We start from the raw sequence: 17,873 nt of genomic DNA on the forward strand, positions 1-17,873 counted from the left end.
GGCGGTTTCTCCAGCGTCCTATTCTCTCCCCAGGTCACCCAACAGGGAAATTGCCGCGCGGCGGTCGGGTTTCCCACCGGGCAGCGTCGGCAGTTCGGGGACCACGAGCAGCCGATGCGGGACGGCTGCCCGGCCCAGAGCCGAGCGCACGGCATCACGGATGGCTTCCGCGGTGACGTCGCCGGTGACCAGCGCGCCGACGACGGAACCCCATTCCGGGTCGGGGACTCCGAGGACCAGTGCGGAGCGGATTCCCGGCAGCGTTTCGATCGCGGCCGCGACGGCACCTGCGGAGACCTTGACTGCCCCGGTGTTAATGACGTCGTCGATGCGTCCGTCGACCCGCAGTGTCCCGTTCTGGTACGCGCCCAGATCGTCGGTGGTGAACCAGCGGGTCCCCTCGCCGTCGACCGAGAAGTGCGCTTCGGTGAGTCCGGGGTTGCCCAGGTAGCCGCCGGCGACGACGTCGCCGCCCAGGTGGATCCTGCCCTCCAGGGTGGAGATGCGCACCCCGGGAAGCGGTTCGCCGTCGTACACGCAGCCGCCGCAGGTCTCGCTCATCCCGTAGGTGCGGATGATCCGCAGCCCATGGGAGCGCGCGGCGGCCCGCAGGGGCTCAGAGGTCGCGCCGCCGCCGAGCAGGATCGCGTTGAAGCGGCGCAGCGCCGAGATGGTGTCCGGTTCCGGATCGTCGAGCAGCCGGGTCAACTGGGTGGGCACCAGCGAGGTGATGCGCACCCGGTCGGTCAGCTCCGCGGCCGCGGCGGTGAAGCCCTCCGGCGTGAAGCGTGCGTCCAGGTCCATCGCCCAGGGGCGGGTCCCGGCGTACAGGCTGCGGGTGAGCACGGCCAGTCCCGCCACGTAGTGCACGGGCAACGCCAGCAGCCACTGGCCCTCGGCGCCCAGGTATTCCGCCGTCGCCATGGAGGAGGCGGCAAGGGAGTCGACGGGCAGCACGGTGCGTTTGGGGGTGCCGGTGGAACCCGAGGTGCGCACGACGGCGCCGCTGCCCCCGGGCGCGTCGGTCGCCTGTTCCAGGCGGTGGCTGCCCGGGCTGTCGCCGGGCAGGACCTCGACGGCCGGACCCTCGTCGTTCAGGGCCGCCGCGAGGGCGGCCAGCAGGGGTTCGATGTCCATGCGGTTCGCCTAGAAGTAGTAGGGGTGCCCGGACCAGTCGGGCTCGCGCTTGCCCAGGAACGCGTCCCGGCCCTCCACGGCCTCGTCCGTCATGTAGGCCAGGCGGGTGGCCTCCCCAGCGAAGACCTGCTGCCCGGCCAGCCCGTCGTCGGCCATATTGAAGGCGAACTTGAGCATGCGGACCGCCTGCGGGGACTGCCGGGCGATGTCGGCCGCGTATTCCAGCGCGACCTCCTCGAGGCGCTCGTGGTCCACGGCCTCGTTGACGGCCCCCATGGCCACCATGTCCTCAGCCGAGTACTCGCGGGCCAGGAAGAACACCGCGCGGGCGTTCTTCTGCCCGATCTGCCGGGCCAGCAGGGTCGAGCCGTAGCCGGCATCGAAGGAACCGACCGTCGCATCGGTCTGCTTGAACTTGCCGTGCTGGCGGGAGGCGATCGTCAGGTCGGAGACGACGTGCAGGGAGTGCCCGCCGCCGGCCGCCCAGCCGTTGACGACGGCGATGACGACCTTGGGCATCGTGCGCATCAGCCGCTGCACCTCCAGGATGTGCAACCGGCCCGCACGCGCCGGGTCCACGGATTCGGCCGTGTCCCCATCGGCGTAGCGGTATCCGTCGCGGCCGCGGATGCGTTGGTCCCCGCCCGAGCAGAAGGAATGGCCGCCATCCTTGGGGGAGGGGCCGTTGCCGGTCAGCAGCACCGCGGCGACGTCGGAGGTCATGCGGGCGTGGTCCATGGCGCGGAAGAGCTCGTCGACGGTCCCGGGGCGGAAGGCGTTGCGCACCTCGGGCCGATCGAAGGCGATGCGCACGGCGGGCAGGTCCCGCAGGATCCTGCCGTCGGCACCGCGTTCCACCTGCCGGTGGTAGGTGATGTCCTCGAAGTCGAAGCCGTCCACGAGCCGCCAACGGGTCGGGTCGAAGAGATCGGATACCTGGTCGGGAAGGGATGCTGTGTTCACCCGCACCAGTCTAGACGCGGGGCCCGCCCCCGGCCGCCGCCCGGGATACAGGTCAACCCAGGCAGAACTCGTTGCCCTCCGGGTCGGCCATGGTGTACCAGGTGAACGGGCCCTGGCTGGCCTGGTAGAGGAACCGGGCGCCGCGCCCCTCCAGGGCGGTCCGCAGGGCGTCCTTGTCCGCATCGGCCTCTGTCAGGTTCATGTCCCAGTGCACCCGGTTCTTCACCGCCTTCGGCTCCGGGACCAGCTGGAAGACAATGCGTTGGCGAGGCGTCGAGCCGAGCTGGCCGCTGGGGCAGATCGCGGCGCCGTCCTTCCAAACCAGTGCGCCGTTGAAGACCCGGGTATCCGCATCGCTGGCGTGTCCCTCGTCGATCATGCGCCGGATGAACGCCTCGTCGGCCGGTTCCACGCTCCAGCCGAGCGTCTCGGCCCACCAGCCAGCCAGAATGTGCGGGTCGTTGCTGTCTGCGGTGATCTGGATCTGCATGCCCATGGCTGCTCCCTGCTCCGGCTGTTGGATGAGGGCCATCCTACGAGCCGGGTCCGCCGGGGTACAGGGCGGCTGGATCTGCTGACAAGCACGATTAACGGCGGCGGAGTCGGGCCGGACTACACTATCTTGTCCCCTCGAACCACACCGGCCACATCGCAGTGCCCGGAACCCGGAAGGAATCGGTGTGTCCCACCCCGACCACAAGACCACCTTGGCACAGCCACCCCAGGGGCACCCGGATCACGCCGAGACGGCGACGGCCGGCATTACCGCCGAGGGCTACAAGAAGACCCTGACCCGGCGGCACGTCCAGATGATCGCCATGGGTGGCGCCATCGGCGTCGGCCTCTTCATGGGTGCCGGGGGTCGCCTGGCATCGACCGGGCCATCGCTGATCTTCTCCTACGCCATCGCCGGGCTCATCGCCTACTTCCTGATGCGCGCCCTCGGCGAGCTGATCATGTACCGCCAGTCCTCCGGCTCCTTCGTCAGCTACGCCGGCGAGCTGTTCGGGTCCAAGGGCGCCTTCCTCGCCGGGTGGATGTACGTCCTGAACTGGATCATGACCGGCATCGCCGAGCTGATCGCCATCGGGTTGTACTTCCAGTTCTTCTTCCCGGGCGTCCCGATCGAGATCTCGGCGGTCTGCGCCCTGGCCCTGCTGGTCGCGGTCAACCTGTTCAGTGCCAAGGCATTCGCCGAGTTCGAGTTCTGGGCCTCGGCACTGAAGGTCACCGCCATCGTGTTGTTCCTCGTCGTCGGCATCGTCATGGTCGTCATGAACACGCAGATCGGCGACGGCCACGCCGCCGTGTCCAACCTGTGGGCCAGCGAGGGCGGGATGTTCCCGCGCGGCTTCTTCGTCTGCATCCTGGTGCTGAACTCCGTGGTCTTCGCCTACAACGCCATCGAGCTGGTGGGCATCACCGCCGGAGAGATGGAAGACGCCGCCCGCGAAGTCCCCCGGGCGATCCGCGCCGTGGTGCTGCGCATCGTGGTCTTCTATGTCGGTTCGGTGACGCTGCTGGCCATGCTGATGCCGTGGGACCAGTACAAGGCCGGCGAAAGCCCCTTTGTCACCGTGTTCGACCAGCTGGGTGCCGCCTGGATCGGGGATGTGATGAACTTCGTGGTCATCACCGCGGCCCTGAGTTCCTGCAATTCCGGGCTGTACTCCATCGGCCGGGTTTTCCGGGCGATGGCCAACAACGGGCATGCCCCGAAGTGGCTGGCCCGGATGAACAGCCGCTACGTCCCGTGGGCGGGCATCATCACCGTCGGCGCCGTGTATCTGGTCGGCATCCTGGCCAACATCTGGCTGGGCGGCTCCCACGCCTTCGACCTCGCGCTGAACACCGCATCCATCGGCGTCATCTTCACCTGGGGGACCATCTTCGCCTGCCAGCTGATGCTGCGCCACCGCAAGGGGAAGGTCTCCAGCCTGCCGATGCCGGGGGCACCCTGGACCAGTTGGGCCGGGATCATCTCCCTGCTGGTCATCACCGTGCTGATTTCCTTCGACAGCATGAGGGACCCGGCGACCGGCGAGGTCTTCCACCTGGGCCTCTACACGATTGCCAGCATCCCGGTGATCGCCGTGGCCCTGTGGGTCGGCTGGCTGCGGGTTCGCAACAACCAGCCCGCCAGCGCGTTCTATTCCTGATGCCGCAGGGCGAAGAACGACGCCGTCGCGCTGGCGAGGATGTGGCCCTCTCCATCGCGGACCTCGCCTGAGGCGATGGCCGTGGAGCGCCCGTAGTGCTCCACCTGGCCGACGGCCGAGACCAGTCCGGAATCGACAGTCATGGGCCTGCGGAACCTCACGTGCAGGTCCGTCGTCGTCCACGTCGTCCCGGCGGGGGAGAGGGACTCCACGCTGAACCCCAGCGCCGTGTCGAGCAAGGTGGACAGGAAGCCGCCGTGGCCGGTTCCGATGGTGTTGAACTGCTGCGAGCGGGGCACGGTCTCGAGGCGGACGGTTCCCTCATCGGCCTGCACGGTGCGCACGCCCACGGCGGTGAGCAGCGGTGACTCCGGCAGATCGCCGGCGATGATGGCCCGCAGGAAATCCAGCCCCTGGCGTGAGCCACTCTCGCGACGCAGCCGTTCCGAAACGGCGGTGATGTCGGTGTCCTCGGGCTGGGCCTCGTGCAATGTCGGCATGCCCACAGCGTAGGCGCGGTAGGCTCCCGGCATGGAATCGTTGCGAAGCCAACAGGATGTCGATGCCACCGCCGACGTGGTTTGGAGCGTGCTCGAGGATGGGGCCCAATACTGCACGTGGGTTCCGGGCGTGGAGGATGTGGAGGGCGACGTCGACGACGGCCAGTCCATCACGCTGGTCTCCGACGGCGGCGAGGAGCGGACGGCCGTGAGGATTGCCGCCACGGCCAACCGCCGCCTGATGTCCTGGCGGACCGGCACCGGTTTCGGGCTCGACAGCACTGAGGTGACGTTCGAGGTGGCCGATACCGGGTTCGGCTGCACGGTGGTGCTCACGCGCACCGACGGCGGCCTGCTCCACGGGGTGCTCGGCAACGACGACGAGGATCCCAAGGCCCGCCTGGACGCCTTGGCCGCCGCCCTCGCGGCTGCCGGGGAGGCCCGCGCCGCCCACCGGGAGACCCGCAGCACCGCGGACGAGGAAGCCGGGGCCGGCGGCCCGGCCGACGCGCCCGGCTCGGCCCTGAACCCCGGTTCCGGCGCCGTGGAATCGGACGAGGGCTGACACCTCGACAAAGACCACGGGCCCGGCACCACCCGTGGGGTGGTTCCGGGCCCGCAGCGTCGTGTCGCGACGGATTAGCTGTTCTCGTCCGCCAGGATCCCCGTGTCGTGCGCGTCAGGGGTCTTGGTGCCGCGGAGCGAGGCGCCGGCGGTCTCGGTCATGAACCGTACTGAGATCACTCCGATAACTGCCGCGATCATCATGTAGACAGCCGGGAAGAGAACGAAGCCACTGGCATTGATGACCGCCTCGTTGACGATTGCGGCCGTACCGCCCAGCAGTGCCGTTGCCACGTTGTAGGTGATGGCGAAACCGGCAAAGCGCACCTGCGAAGGAAACATGGCGGGGAAGGTGGCGGTGATGGTCGCCAATTGCGGGATGTAGAGCAGGCCGAGCACCGCGAAGCCGAGGATGGCCAGTCCGAAGTTCATGCCGATGAGCCAGAACATCGGCACGGCGAAGACGAACAACCCGATCGTCGAGGCGAGCCACATGGGCTTGCGCCCCACCTTGTCGGACAATTTGCCGGCGAAGGGAATGACGGCCATCATGGCCAGCTCGCCGAGGATGATGACGACCAGGGACTTGTTAGCGTCCACGCCGAGTTGGGTTTCCAGATACGTCGGCATGTAGCTCAGCAAGGTGTAGTTCACCATGTTCAGGCAGGCGACCAGGCCGAACATGACAATCATCGGGCGCCAGTGTTCGGCGACGAGCGCTTTCAAGCTGCTTCCCTGCTCCACCTCCCCGCGTTCCTCGAGCTCCAGGAAGACGGGAGTGTCCTCGAGCTTGTTCCGCAGGTACAAGCCGACCAGTCCCATCGGCAGGGCCAGCATGAACGGGATCCGCCAACCCCAGGCGTCCATGGCCGCCTCGGGGAGCACGAGCTGGAAGACCAGCATGACTCCGGCACCGAGCGCGAAGCCGCCCAACGTCCCGAATTCCAGGAACGATCCAAAAAAGCCGCGCTTCTTGTCCGGTGCGTACTCCGCCATGAACGTCGCCGCACCACCGTACTCGCCGCCGGTGGAGAAGCCCTGCACCATGCGCAGGAGGACCAACAAGATGGGGGCCAGGAGCCCCACCATTTGGAAGGTGGGCAGCACGCCGATGAGGAAGGTGGCTCCGGACATCATGAGGATGGTCAGGGTCAACACGGTCTTGCGGCCGAGCTTGTCCCCGAGGGGGCCCCACACCAGCCCGCCCAGAGGGCGAACCACGAAGGAAACCGCAAAGGTGGCCAAGGCGAGGATCGTGCCGTATTCGCCGGGGAAGAAGTGGGCGGTGATGTAGGTGACCGCCACCGCGTACACGCCGTAATCGAACCACTCGGTCAGGTTGCCCATCGCCGAGGCTGCCGTTGCCTTGCGGATCGTCGAGAGGCCCTCGGGTGTTTCCACGTCAGGTGCGGTGTTCGCGCCACGTTCACTGTCATTGTCTGGCCCGTCCTGCGGGACGTCGCCCGCAACGGGGATGTGCTTGCTGTCTTCCGGTGGCACTGCTGCCTCCCAAATTTCTTCAGCTTGCGTCAACCGGACACCCCTCCGTTCCCTGAAGCTGGTCGGAACAGTGCCGGTCCACGATCCGGCAAAAGCACCGGAGTCGGTCAAAGCCCATTATATTACCGGCCGGTGTATTATGGGTCAATTTCGTCATCAACCCCAGTTGAGTTGACCGACGGCGGCGCGAATGGGAATCTTTTAGTGAACGTTTGGTCGGTAATTGTGTCCTGGGACGCACCACCGATCGGTGGCGACGAAGCCTGAACGAGGGCCAACCGAAGAGGAGTTTTGCATGTCCGAAGCATTCCTGGTGGGCGGAGCCCGCACCCCGGTCGGCCGTTACGGCGGGTCCCTGAGTTCCGTACGTCCCGATGACCTGGCGGCCCTGACGGTGAAGGCCGCCGTCGAACGCGCCGGCGTCGACCCGACCCTGGTGGACGAGGTCATCTTCGGCAATGCCAACGGTGCCGGCGAGGAAAACCGCAACGTGGCCCGCATGGCCTGGCTGCTGGCCGGATTCCCGGACACGGTTCCGGGCATCACGGTGAACCGGCTGTGCGCCTCCGGCATGTCAGCCATCACGATGGCCTCGCACATGATCAAGGCCGGGGCCGCGGACATCGTCGTCGCCGGCGGCGTCGAATCCATGTCGCGGGCCCCGTGGGTGATGGAGAAGCCCTCCAAGGCGTTCGCCAAACCCGGAGCGAGCTACGACACCTCCATCGGCTGGCGCTTCCCGAACCCCGAATTCCTCTCCGGGGAGCTCTCCCGCGACGGCAAGGCGACGTTCTCCATGCCCGAAACTGCCGAGGAAGTCGCCCGTGTCTTCGGTACTTCGCGCGAAGACTGCGATGCCTTCGCCGTGCGATCCCACGAACGCGCCCTGGCCGCGATCGCCGCCGGGCGCTTCGCCGAGGAGATCGTTCCCGTCACCGTGAAGGGCCGCAAGGGCGCCGAAACGATCGTCGACACCGACGAGGGGCCCCGCCCGGGCACCACCCTGGAGGTCCTGTCCGGACTGCGCCCGGTCGTGGCGGGCGGAACCGTGGTGACGGCCGGCAACGCCTCGACCCTGAACGACGGCGCCTCGGCCATCATCGTGGCCTCCGAAGCCGCCATCGAGAAATACGGCCTGGTACCCCGCGCCCGCATCCTCGATGGCGCCTCGGCCGGCGTCGCCCAGGAGATCATGGGCATCGGCCCGGTCCCCTCGACCCGCAAGGTCATGGCCCGCACCGGGCGCAGCATCGCCGACCTGGCCGCCGTCGAACTCAACGAGGCCTTCTCCTCGCAATCGCTGGCGTCCATGCGCGAACTCGGCCTGGACCCTGGCATCGTCAACAACGACGGCGGCGCCATTGCACTGGGCCACCCGCTGGGCTCCTCGGGGTCGCGGATCGCGATCACCTTGCTGGGCCGGCTCGAACGCGAGGCCACCTCCGGATCCAAGCTCGGGTTGGCCACCATGTGCGTCGGCGTCGGACAGGGCGCAGCCCTGCTCGTCGAGGGCGTCTAGGCGTGGACGGGCAATCTCCCCGGCACGGCGCTGCCCGGCTGGATCCCCCCGCCTTCACCACCCTGCTGGTTACCGAGGCCGAGGACCGCCTGTCGGTGCGCCTGCACCGCCCGGAGGTCCGCAACGCGATTGACCAGGCGATGGTCGAGGAACTCCACGTCGTCTGCGCGTACCTCGAGGCATCCCCGAAGATCCTCATCCTCTCCGGCACCCCCGGGGACCCGGAAACGGGCGCAAAGGGGATCTTCGCCTCCGGCGCCGACATCGCCCAACTGCGCGAGCGCCGCCGGGAAGACGCCCTGGCAGGAATCAACTCGACGCTGTTCGACCGGATCGCGAAACTGCCGATGCCCGTCATCGCGGCCCTCGACGGGTTCGCCCTGGGTGGCGGAGCCGAACTGGCCTACGCCGCCGACTTCCGGATCGGCACCGAGGCCCTGCGGATGGGCAACCCCGAGACGAACCTGGGGATCATGGCCGCCGCCGGCGCCACGTGGCGGTTGAAGGAACTCGTCGGGGAACCGCTGGCCAAGGAGATCCTGCTGGCCGGGAAGGTCCTGCGCGGGGTTGATTGCCTGCGCGTCGGACTGATCACCGAGCTCGTCGAGGCCGCCGCCCTGGATGCGTCGGCGAACGCCCTGGCGGACAGGATCGGCGCCCAGGACCCGCTGGCGGTCCGCGTCTCCAAGGCCGTGTTCCACACACCCCGCGAAGCCCACCCGGTGATCGACACCCTGGCCCAATCGATGCTCTTCGAATCCCAGGCCAAGTTCGACAGGATGCAGGCGTTCCTCGACAGGAAGAAGAAATGACGACGATGACCACCACGAACACCATCCCCGCCCTGCCTGCACGCGTGGGGGTCCTCGGCGGCGGGCGCATGGGCGCCGGCATCGCCCACGCCTTCCTCGTCAACGGAGCCGACGTCCTCGTCGTCGAACGCGACGAACCCAGTGCCGCGGCGGCACGTGAACGTGTCGCCACCGCGGTCGGCAAGTCCATCGACCGCGGGCTGTCCGGCGCCGCGGGGGACTACTTGTCCCGGCTGACGGTGTCCACCGCATATGCCGATTTCGGTGACCGGGAACTGGTCGTCGAAGCCGTCCCGGAAATCTGGGACCTGAAGGTCTCCTCCCTGCAGGCCGTCGAGGCAGAACTCGCCGAGAACGCCGTGCTGGCCTCGAACACCTCCTCGCTGTCGATGACCGGGCTCGCCGGGCACCTCGTGCGGCCGGAGAACTTCCTGGGCCTGCACTTCTTCAACCCGGTCCCGGCCTCGACGTTGATCGAGGTCGTCATCGCCGAGCAGACCCGCCCGGACCTGGTGGACACCGCCCGCGGGTGGGTCGCCGGGTTGGGGAAGACCGCCGTCGTGGTCAACGACGCCCCCGGTTTCGCCTCGTCCCGGTTGGGGGTGGCGATCGCCTTGGAGGCGATGCGCATGCTCGAGGAAGGGGTCGCCTCGGCGGAGGACATCGACAACGCGATGGTGCTCGGCTACAAGCACCCGACCGGCCCGTTGAAGACGACCGACATCGTGGGGCTGGACGTGCGTCTCGGCATCGCCGAATACCTGCACGAGAACCTGGGGGACCGCTTCGCCCCGCCGGCGATCCTGCGCCGGAAGGTCGAGGCCGGCGACCTGGGCCGCAAGAGCGGCAAGGGCTTCTACGACTGGTCCTGAGCCGGCCTGCCCGCCCGTCCGCTGCGCGTGGCAGGATGGGCGCATGAACGAGGTGGACTGGGAAGGCGCCGTCAACGCCCGTCGCGTGGCGGGCGGGCTCTACCGGATGGGCCGCAGCGAATGGCTGACCGAACGCGGGTGGCGCCAGGCCCATGCCGACGGCATCCGCACCGTGGTGGACCTGCGCAACCATGACGAGCGGCGCCGCCGCCCCACCGATCCCGAAGTGGGGCCCGACGCACTGGCCGGCATCACGGTGCTGCACTGCCCCACGGAGGACCAGTCCCACGAGGGGTTCATGGCGGCCGCCGCGTCGGCTGACACCCCGTACCTGAGCGATCCGCGCTACTACCCGGCGAACCTCGAGCACTTTCCCGATCTCATCGCCGGGGTTTTCCGGGCCCTGGCACATGCCCGGGGCTCCGTCGTCGTGCATTGTTCCGCCGGGCGGGACCGCACCGGCATGATCGTGTCCCTGGCCCTCGCCCTGGCCGGGCAGCGCGATCTGGTGGCCACGCAGTACGACGCCGGGGCGCGCGGCATCAACGAGTGGCACCGGATCAGCCCGGTGAAACACCCCTACGAGCGGCATCTGGCCCCCGACGAGCTGGAGGCTGCCCTGGTCGGGCGCCAGAAGTCGCTGGCCGCGTTCGTCGACGGGGTCGATGTCGAGGCGTTCCTGTTCGGCCACGGGGTGACGGCGGAGGAGATCGCCGCCGTGCGGGGCCTGCTCGCCGGGCCATAGGCTGGATCCCATGAACCAGCTTGAACCGATCACCCTGCACGGCGACTCCGTCACCCTCGAACCGCTGTCCCCCGGGCACCACGACGGCCTGGTCGAGGCGGCCCGCGACGGCGAACTCTGGAACCTCTGGTACACCTCCGTGCCCACCGCTGACGCCATGGCCGCGGAGATCGAGAGGCGCCTGGCCCTGCAGGAAGCCGGCAGCATGCTGCCCTTCGCCACCCGGCGTATCGCCGACGGGCTGCTGCTCGGGATGACGACCTACATGAACATCGACCCGGCACTGCCGCGCGTGGAGATCGGATCCACCTGGAACCGGGCCTCCGCCCAGGGCAGCGGCAGCAACCCGGAGTCGAAACTGCTGCTGCTCACGCACGCCTTCGAAACGCTGGGATGCCCCGCCGTCGAGTTCAGGACCCACTGGATGAACCAGCAGTCGCGGGCGGCCATCGAACGCCTCGGCGCCAAGCTCGACGGCGTGCTGCGCTCCCACCTGCGCATGGCCGACGGGTCATTGCGCGACACGTGCGTCTATTCGATCACCGCCGCCGAATGGCCCCAGGTCCGTTCCGGCCTGCGGTTCCGCCTGTCACGGCGGTCATCGCCGACGGGCTGACCGGTGCCACCGCGTGGAATGGCCGCATGACTTTCCGTATTCGACTTGCCAGAACCCAGCTCGGGGGAGTTGGCTGGTGGGCATGGCAAAAATCCTCATCCTCGGTGGAACCCAGTGGCTTGGCCGGACCATCGCGCAGCAGGCCCTCGGGGATGGGCACGAAGTGGCCTGCCTGGCCCGTGGTACCACCGGAGGATTCCCGGAGGGTGCCACGGCCATCACCGCCGACCGGGACACCGACGGCGCCTACGATGCGGCCACCGGACACTGGGACCTGGTCGTCGAGCTGACCCGCAAGCCGGCCCACGCGAAGGCCGCCGTCGAAGCCCTCTCACCCCACGCGGAGCACTGGGTCTACGTCTCGTCCTGCTCCGCCTACGCGCTGCAATCGAAACCCGGGGCCGCCGAAGCCGCCAAGCTGCTGGCCGCCCTGGACTCCACCGCCGAATACACCGACGAGCAATACGGCGCCGCCAAGGCCGGCTGCGAATGGCTCACGGTCGCCTCGCGCGGCAACGCCGTCCTGCTGGTGCGGCCGGGCCTGATCGGCGGCCCCGGGGACCCCTCCGGGCGCACGACCTACTGGCCCCTGCGCTTCGCCGCGGACCGCAAACCCGTCCTGGTTCCCGACGACGAGGACGACGCCCGCTACGTCCAGATCGTCGACGTCCGCGACCTCGCCACCTTCATCCTGCGCGCCGGCCTGGATGGACGCCACGGCCCCGTCAATGCCGTCGGCGCCGAAATGCCGTTGGGTGACGTCATCGCCAGCGCCCAAAGCGCCGCCGGATACACCGGCGAGGTGGCTGCCTACCCGCTGCACCGCATGCAGGACGACGGCGTGGATCCCTGGGCGGGTCCACGTTCGTTGCCGCTCGTGTTGCCGCCGGGCAACGATTTTGCGGGCTTTGCCCGACGCTCGGACCGCAAGGCGCTGCGCTGGGGTCTGGTCCGGCGGCCGCTGGCCGAGACGTTTGCCGATATCATCGCCAACGACGGCGAAGTCCCGGCTGGGAACGAGGATGGCCCGCGCTCGGGTTTGAGCGCGGACCACGAGGCCCAGCTGATCGGCCAGCTCGCCTGAGCGCGAGCTACCTGCCGGCCCAGGGATTGGCCAGGGTCCCGGCGTAGAGCAGGCCCTCGGACTGGTTGCCGATGTCGAGCATCTGCTGGTTGTTGCGCAACTGCAGGCGGTTCAGGCAGGACAACTCGAAGTCATCGCCGAAGAGGTCCAAGGCGTCGAAGGCGGCCGCCGTTTCCGGGTTCCGGGCCCGGTAGGCGTGCAGGCTACGGGCCGAAGTCTCCCAGAAACCGTCTTCGCCGATCAACGACTCGCGCTCGAGCAACGGGGCCAGGAACCGCAGGAAACAGTCCACGATGTCGGTGAAGACGACCAACCGGCGTTCCGCATCCGGCACGTGCGCCCTGATTCGCTCGACGGCTTCGGGCAGGGCCGTGCGATCCCCCAGCACGGCGACCTCCTCGGCCAGGTCCTTGTGCAGTACACGCTGCGGAACGCCGTCGCGCAGGACCAGGATGACGTTCTCGCCATGGGGCATGAACACCAGGTCATAGGCGACCAGACAATGCACCAGCGGCACCAGATAGGCCTCGAAGTAGCGTCCGAGCCACTCCCCGGCGCCCAGGCCGGACCGGCGGATCATCGCGGCCGCGACCGACCTTCCGTCCGCATCCACGTGCAGCAGGGAGGCCATTGTGGCCAGCGACTCGCCGTCCTGCAACCGGTCCACGGGCGACTCGCGCCAGAGCGCGGCCAACATCTTGCGGTAGGGCGAATGCTGTTCGGTGGCCAAGTGGAACAGCGGGTTGGCGTAGCCGACGGCCGCGACTTCGCGGATGAGCTCCACGCGGCTGCGTCCCAGCTCCCGGTCGCCGTCGACGAGTGACTGCAGCCATTCGTTGATGGCCGGCGTCGCCTTCATGTATTCGGCCGAGAGCCCGCGCATGAACCCCATGTTAACCACGGACAGGGCGGTCTTGACGTAGTGCCGTTGTGGGGCGCTGCGGTTGAAGAACGTGCGGATCGACTGCTGCGGCTGGTAGAGGTCGCCCGAGGATCCCAGGTGCACCAGGTGCCCGGTGGCGATGTCCCCGGCAAAGGTGACCGCCAGCTTCTTCTCCCACTGCCACGGATGGACCGGCAGGTACAGGAAGTCCTCCGGATCCAGCCCGCTGGTCAGGCACGCCTCGTCGAGTCGCTCGGCGAAGGCGGCGCGTTGGTGCGGATCGAGCTCATCGTCCAGCAGGGCATCGACGTCCAACCCGCTGATGGCCGAGAAATGCGCGCGCATGGTGTGGGCCGCGATCCACTCGAGTTCGATCACCGCCCCGGCTTCGGGGGCGTAATCCAGATAATCGGCCGTCCCCAGCCCGGAACGCCCGTTGTTGGCGACGAAACAAGGGTGGCCCTCGGTCATGGACGCCTCGATGCGTTGGAAGTCGGCGACGGCGTTGCCGGTTCCCGCTGCCAGCTCGTCGGCGGTGGCGGTGGAATGGAGTTGCTTGAAGCAGTGCCCCGACAGCGTGCTGCCCAGCTCCTCCAGGTAGAGCGGCAGCTGCGCATCGGCCAGCCCCAGCTCGCCGCGGAAGAGCACCACGAACTCCTGGACGTCGGGGGAACCGGTGCCGGAGGCGGTGCCGTTCGCCGCGGTGGTCCGGACCTCGATCGATTCCGGGTCGACCATCCAGTGGTCCAGGGCGTGCACGGTGGCGGAGAACGCATACTCGACGCCGTGGCCCTGGACGGTCCAACCGCCGGGTGCCGGCTCGGGGTGCAGCAGCCGTTCGTGCGTGAATTCGGCGATGGCCTTGGCCAGGACATGGCGCTGGGCGGCGGCCCAGCGGGCGGGGGAGAGATGGGCGACGGCGGTCGAGGGCTGCCCGGTGGCAGCCGAGAAAGCGGCCCGGGTGCACCAGGAGAGCAACGCCCTTTTCGCCGGTGCTCCCGGAAGTTCCGGCAACTCGATGCGTTGCCAGGGGACGAAGCCCAACCGGGAATTCAGCGAATGGACGGCCGCGTTGCGGGCATCTGGTTCGACGATGACGCGCAGCACGGCAGGGTCCTTGAACAGCTGCTGCAGTGCCGCACGCATCGCGTCCTCGCTGAAGCCACTGCGGGGTACGGTGTCGTTGGCCTCCGGTTCCGGAAGCAGCAGATGCAGGCCGGCATCGCCGGGACGCCAAGGGTAGGCGCCGGCCAGCTGCGAGTGTTCGGGGGCGTAGGTCTCCAGCAGGAACGCCGGCCGGCCCCCTGTTTCGGCGATCAGCGCCTGGTGGTGCGGGTTCGCCGCGATCGAGCGGTGCTCGTCGCGGATCTCGTCGATGGAGGCGTCGGGCATGCCCCAGAAGCGGGCATGCTCGGTGGCGATCCACCGCTGCAGCAATGGGGCGTCGTCCATGGGGTCGACGGGGCGGAAGGTGAACCGGGTCGGTGCGGCGTTGTTGGTGCCAGTGCGGTCGGTCAGGATCTGGGTGGTCATGCGGTGGCCTCCTGAAGGGGCGTGGTGGACGGGGTGGGCGAAGGGTTTCCCGGGGTCCCCGGGGTGCCGAATTCCTGGAAGGCGATGCGTCGTTCGACCGGGTAGTGCTCGACGCCGGTGATCCGGTTGATGATCACCGAATTCCGGTAGGCGCCCATCCCCAGGTCAGGGGCGGTGAACCCGTGGGTGTGCAGTTCTGCGTTCTGGACCAGGATGTCCCCGGCGGTGCCCACCGAGTAGTCCCGGTCGACATTGAACCTGCCGTCCGGGAGCCGCTTGAGCCGGTCGGCGATCCCGGCCAAGAAGGCCGGCTCGCGGTAGGCGTACCCGGTGGCCAGGACGGCGGCGTCGACCCCGATGGTGTGGCTTCCGCCGTCGTCCGTGTTTTTGAGCCCCAGCTGCCAGCCGCCGCGGTCGGGCTCCAGCGATTCCAGGGACGTAGCGGCCAGCAACCGCACCTGGACCGACCCCTCGACGCTGCGGCGGTAGAGCATCTCGTGGATGTCGTTGACCAGGTCGGCGTTGATGCCCTTGAAAAGCGCCTTCTGGGTGGCGTTGAGCCGGTCGCGGCTCTGCTGCGGCAGCCCGTAGAAGTGGTCGGTGTACTCGGGGGATGTCATCTCGAGCGTCAGCTTCGTGTATTCCAGCGGGAAGAAGCGCGGCGAGCGCGTCACCCAGAGAAGTTCCTGGTCATCGTCGAGCCCGCCGAGCAGGTCGGCGAAGACCTCCGCGGCGCTCTGGCCGCTGCCGACGACGGCAATGCGACGCCGGGAGCGCAACCGGTCACGGTCCGCCCGGTAGGTGGAGCTGTGTACCAGCGGGGCGGTGTCGAATTGCCCTGCAGAGGCGAAGGCCCGGCGGGCAGCCGGGGGGACCTCGGGGCTGGTTCCGGTTCCGAGGACCATCCGGCGCGTGCGCACCTGCGACGTGCCGCCGTCGTGCTCCACCTCCAGCATGTAGACACCGGCCTCGAAGGAGGCAGCGACCACGCGCCGGCCGAAGCGGACGGATTCGAGCCGGTCGGCGGCCCAGCGCAGGTAGTTGTTGTATTCGGCGCGCAGTGCGTAGAAGTCCTCGCGGATGTAAAACGGGTAGATCCGACCGGCTTCCTTGAGGTAGTTCAGGAACGAATGCCGGTTGGTTGGGTCGGCCATCGTGACCAGATCGGCCATGAAGGGGACCTGCAGGTGGGTGCCCGCGAGCATCATGCCCGGGTGCCAGGACAGCTCGGGGGAGGCTTCCAGAACAAGGACATCAAGACCGGGCACGTTCTCCGCCAGAGCGGCGAAGCCGAGGTTGAAGGGGCCCGCACCGATGCCGACGGCGTCCAGGATCCGATCGTTTGGCGTGGTGTTGGGGCGTGGCATCAGCGGGTCCCTCCAGCGCTCGTGGGGATGGTGGACGCCGCCAGGGCGTCACCGTGGGCGCGGGCGGCGTGGATGATCGCGGTAATCTGCTCTTCGCTGGTGCGGGGGTTGAGCAATGTCAGCTTCAGGTAGCGGCGTCGATCGAGGGTCGTGGCGGCGACCATGGCCTCGCCGGAGGCATAGAAGCGGGCACGAATGGCGTCGTTCACGCGGTCTGTTACGCCCTCGGAGACGTGGTGCTCCGCCGGCGGGACGTAGCGGAAGACCACCGTGCTCAGTTGCGGGTCCGCGGCCAGCAGCAACCGTTCCGTGCCCCGCACGATGTCCGCGGCGGCAGCTGCGCGGTCCATGACCTCGTCGAACATGGCGCCGATCGGGCGGGCCCCGATGGAACGCAGGGTGATCCACAACTTGAGCGCGTCGAAGCGGCGTGTGGTCTGCATCGATTTCTCTACCTGGTTGGGGGCCTGGCCGGCCTCACGCGAGGGATTGAGGTATTCGGCGTAGTGAGTGATGTGCCCGAAGTCCTTTCCGTCGCGGAGCAGCAGGGCGCTGGAACCGATGGGCTGGAAGAAGGACTTGTGGAAGTCCACCGTCACGGAGTCCGCGGACTCGATACCCGACAGGCGGTCGCGGTGCCGTAGTGACGCCAGCAGGCCGCAACCGTACGCCGCGTCGACGTGGAACCACGTCCCGTGGGCGCTGGCAAGGCCGGCCACATCACGCAGTGGGTCGATGGCCCCGAAATCGGTGGTCCCCGCCGTGGCGACGATGGCCATGGCCTGGTGCCCGGCGGCGCGGCCCTCGGCCAGGAGGCGGGCGAGTTCGCCGGAGTCCATCCGGTGGTCGCCGTCGACGGGAACGGACACGACGGCCTCCTGGCCGAGCCCGAGCGTCGAGGCGGAACGGGAGACACTGAAGTGGCATTCTGCCGACGCATAGATCCGCAAACCCTCGAGCCGTTGGGGCAGGCTGCCCGACCGACTGGCCGTCGCCCGGTTACGGGCAATCAGGAGGGCCTGCAGGTTCGACTGGGTGCCACCGGAAGTGAAGACCCCGTCTGCCTCCGCGCCCAGGCCGGCCAGGCCGGCGGCCCAGTCGATGAGCCTGCGCTCGATCAGGGTCGCCCCTGCGCTCTGGTCCCAGGTGTCCATCGACGTGTTCAGGCTACTCACCAGCGATTCGGCGGCGACTGCGGGGATGGCCACCGGGCAATTCAAGTGGGCGACATAGCCGCTGTGGTGGAAGTAGACGGCGTCGCGGGTATAGAGCCCCGTGGCCTCGGCCAGGGCAGCCTCGGTGTTGCCCAGGGGGCGCTCCAGATCGACCGTGGCCAGCGCATCCTCCAGCTGGCGCGGGAAAGGGCCGGTGCTCGGTCCGGTCGCGGTGGCGATGGCCTGTGCGGCCGCCAACGTTGCCGCGTTGGCCTCGCCCACATATCGATGTGCAGTGTCGCCGCTCAACAGCGACTCGAGGCCGATGGCCAAGTCGGCCGAAGAAGCGCCGACCGGCTGCTGGAGCGTGGCAGTGGAAGCAGCGCGCGGGGTCGAAGAGTTCATGGGGTTCCTTCGAAGTCGAGAGTGGTGCAGGGTAGCCTTACCTAATGCGCAGCCATTAAA

The 17,873-nt window shown here is 68.4% G+C and carries 16 protein-coding genes; 8 read left to right on the forward strand and 8 right to left on the reverse strand.

What is annotated here, in order from left to right; all coding sequences use genetic code 11:
- Positions 1 to 18 precede the first annotated feature (18 nt).
- The 3 genes from AC1MEQ_RS14250 to AC1MEQ_RS14260 are packed head-to-tail and all read right to left on the reverse strand — an operon-like array spanning position 19 to position 2,596.
- Entirely contained in the window at positions 19 to 1,137 is a 1,119-nt protein-coding gene (locus tag AC1MEQ_RS14250; RefSeq protein WP_479791624.1) for an AMP-binding protein, read from the reverse strand.
- 9 nt (positions 1,138 to 1,146) lie between these two features.
- A complete protein-coding gene (locus AC1MEQ_RS14255) occupies positions 1,147 to 2,100 on the reverse strand; it encodes a 1,4-dihydroxy-2-naphthoyl-CoA synthase (protein WP_479791625.1) in 954 nt (317 codons plus the stop codon).
- 52 nt (positions 2,101 to 2,152) lie between these two features.
- A complete protein-coding gene (locus tag AC1MEQ_RS14260; RefSeq protein WP_479791626.1) occupies positions 2,153 to 2,596 on the reverse strand; it encodes a VOC family protein in 444 nt (147 codons plus the stop codon).
- 211 nt (positions 2,597 to 2,807) lie between these two features.
- On the opposite strand from AC1MEQ_RS14260, the gene AC1MEQ_RS14265 reads away from it, so the two are divergent.
- Positions 2,808 to 4,259 carry an amino acid permease gene (locus AC1MEQ_RS14265; protein WP_479796143.1) on the forward strand — a complete coding sequence of 484 codons (1,452 nt, stop codon included), beginning with the start codon at positions 2,808 to 2,810 and terminating at the stop codon, positions 4,257 to 4,259.
- Here the strand turns inward: AC1MEQ_RS14265 and AC1MEQ_RS14270 are convergent.
- Complete coding sequence (locus AC1MEQ_RS14270) at positions 4,250 to 4,759, reverse strand: PaaI family thioesterase (protein ID WP_479791627.1); 510 nt, start codon at positions 4,757 to 4,759, stop codon at positions 4,250 to 4,252. The genes AC1MEQ_RS14265 and AC1MEQ_RS14270 overlap by 10 nt on opposite strands.
- 31 nt (positions 4,760 to 4,790) lie before the next feature.
- On the opposite strand from AC1MEQ_RS14270, the gene AC1MEQ_RS14275 reads away from it, so the two are divergent.
- The gene (locus tag AC1MEQ_RS14275; protein WP_479791628.1) at positions 4,791 to 5,324 is read left to right on the forward strand and encodes an SRPBCC family protein; all 534 of its coding nucleotides are present in this window, start codon (positions 4,791 to 4,793) and stop codon (positions 5,322 to 5,324) included.
- A gap of 74 nt (positions 5,325 to 5,398) precedes the next feature.
- Here the strand turns inward: AC1MEQ_RS14275 and AC1MEQ_RS14280 are convergent, their stop codons facing one another.
- Positions 5,399 to 6,823 (reverse strand): MFS transporter, encoded by a 1,425-nt coding sequence (locus tag AC1MEQ_RS14280; protein WP_479791629.1) that lies wholly within the window; start codon positions 6,821 to 6,823, stop codon positions 5,399 to 5,401.
- A gap of 295 nt (positions 6,824 to 7,118) precedes the next feature.
- On the opposite strand from AC1MEQ_RS14280, the gene AC1MEQ_RS14285 reads away from it, so the two are divergent.
- The 6 genes from AC1MEQ_RS14285 (at position 7,119) to AC1MEQ_RS14310 (ending at position 12,471) form a co-directional block, all read left to right on the forward strand.
- Positions 7,119 to 8,342: an acetyl-CoA C-acyltransferase gene (locus AC1MEQ_RS14285; protein ID WP_479791630.1), complete on the forward strand. Its 1,224-nt coding sequence runs from the start codon at positions 7,119 to 7,121 to the stop codon at positions 8,340 to 8,342.
- Positions 8,343 to 8,344: 2 nt separating this feature from the next.
- Positions 8,345 to 9,154 carry an enoyl-CoA hydratase/isomerase family protein gene (locus tag AC1MEQ_RS14290; RefSeq protein ID WP_479791631.1) on the forward strand — a complete coding sequence of 270 codons (810 nt, stop codon included), beginning with the start codon at positions 8,345 to 8,347 and terminating at the stop codon, positions 9,152 to 9,154.
- Positions 9,151 to 10,026 carry a 3-hydroxyacyl-CoA dehydrogenase family protein gene (locus AC1MEQ_RS14295; protein ID WP_479791632.1) on the forward strand — a complete coding sequence of 292 codons (876 nt, stop codon included), beginning with the start codon at positions 9,151 to 9,153 and terminating at the stop codon, positions 10,024 to 10,026. The genes AC1MEQ_RS14290 and AC1MEQ_RS14295 overlap by 4 nt, the downstream gene beginning before the upstream one ends.
- 43 nt (positions 10,027 to 10,069) lie before the next feature.
- A complete protein-coding gene (locus AC1MEQ_RS14300) occupies positions 10,070 to 10,771 on the forward strand; it encodes a tyrosine-protein phosphatase (protein ID WP_479791633.1) in 702 nt (233 codons plus the stop codon).
- A 10-nt stretch (positions 10,772 to 10,781) separates the two neighbouring features.
- Positions 10,782 to 11,387, forward strand: coding sequence for a GNAT family N-acetyltransferase (locus AC1MEQ_RS14305; protein WP_479791634.1), 606 nt, complete (start codon positions 10,782 to 10,784; stop codon positions 11,385 to 11,387).
- A gap of 82 nt (positions 11,388 to 11,469) precedes the next feature.
- Positions 11,470 to 12,471, forward strand: a complete 1,002-nt coding sequence (locus AC1MEQ_RS14310; protein WP_479791635.1) for an NAD-dependent epimerase/dehydratase family protein — start codon at positions 11,470 to 11,472, stop codon at positions 12,469 to 12,471.
- Positions 12,472 to 12,478: 7 nt separating this feature from the next.
- On the opposite strand, the gene AC1MEQ_RS14315 is transcribed toward AC1MEQ_RS14310, so the two are convergent.
- Genes AC1MEQ_RS14315 through AC1MEQ_RS14325 form a run of 3 tightly spaced genes read right to left on the reverse strand, consistent with a single transcriptional unit; the run spans position 12,479 to position 17,813 of the window.
- Positions 12,479 to 14,887, reverse strand: a complete 2,409-nt coding sequence (locus tag AC1MEQ_RS14315) for a GNAT family N-acetyltransferase (protein WP_479791636.1) — start codon at positions 14,885 to 14,887, stop codon at positions 12,479 to 12,481.
- Complete coding sequence (locus AC1MEQ_RS14320; protein ID WP_479791637.1) at positions 14,884 to 16,254, reverse strand: lysine N(6)-hydroxylase/L-ornithine N(5)-oxygenase family protein; 1,371 nt, start codon at positions 16,252 to 16,254, stop codon at positions 14,884 to 14,886. The genes AC1MEQ_RS14315 and AC1MEQ_RS14320 overlap by 4 nt, the downstream gene beginning before the upstream one ends.
- Entirely contained in the window at positions 16,254 to 17,813 is a 1,560-nt protein-coding gene (locus tag AC1MEQ_RS14325; RefSeq protein ID WP_479791638.1) for a pyridoxal phosphate-dependent decarboxylase family protein, read from the reverse strand. Before AC1MEQ_RS14325 ends, AC1MEQ_RS14320 begins: the two co-directional genes overlap by 1 nt.
- Positions 17,814 to 17,873: the final 60 nt, after the last annotated feature.

The sequence above is a fragment of the Arthrobacter sp. ASL1 genome (assembly GCF_056680475.1).

Bases quoted from the DNA above. Each gene is read 5' to 3' on its own strand.
- AC1MEQ_RS14250 (WP_479791624.1), bottom strand. From the start codon at position 1,137: ATGGACATCGAACCCCTGCTGGCCGCCCTCGCGGCGGCCCTGAACGAC.
- AC1MEQ_RS14260 (WP_479791626.1), bottom strand. From the start codon at position 2,596: ATGGGCATGCAGATCCAGATCACCGCAGACAGCAACGACCCGCACATT.
- AC1MEQ_RS14270 (WP_479791627.1), bottom strand. From the start codon at position 4,759: ATGCCGACATTGCACGAGGCCCAGCCCGAGGACACCGACATCACCGCC.
- AC1MEQ_RS14275 (WP_479791628.1), top strand. From the start codon at position 4,791: ATGGAATCGTTGCGAAGCCAACAGGATGTCGATGCCACCGCCGACGTG.
- AC1MEQ_RS14285 (WP_479791630.1), top strand. From the start codon at position 7,119: ATGTCCGAAGCATTCCTGGTGGGCGGAGCCCGCACCCCGGTCGGCCGT.
- AC1MEQ_RS14295 (WP_479791632.1), top strand. From the start codon at position 9,151: ATGACGACGATGACCACCACGAACACCATCCCCGCCCTGCCTGCACGC.
- AC1MEQ_RS14300 (WP_479791633.1), top strand. From the start codon at position 10,070: ATGAACGAGGTGGACTGGGAAGGCGCCGTCAACGCCCGTCGCGTGGCG.
- AC1MEQ_RS14305 (WP_479791634.1), top strand. From the start codon at position 10,782: ATGAACCAGCTTGAACCGATCACCCTGCACGGCGACTCCGTCACCCTC.
- AC1MEQ_RS14310 (WP_479791635.1), top strand. From the start codon at position 11,470: ATGGCAAAAATCCTCATCCTCGGTGGAACCCAGTGGCTTGGCCGGACC.
- AC1MEQ_RS14315 (WP_479791636.1), bottom strand. From the start codon at position 14,887: ATGACCACCCAGATCCTGACCGACCGCACTGGCACCAACAACGCCGCA.
- AC1MEQ_RS14320 (WP_479791637.1), bottom strand. From the start codon at position 16,254: ATGCCACGCCCCAACACCACGCCAAACGATCGGATCCTGGACGCCGTC.
- AC1MEQ_RS14325 (WP_479791638.1), bottom strand. From the start codon at position 17,813: ATGAACTCTTCGACCCCGCGCGCTGCTTCCACTGCCACGCTCCAGCAG.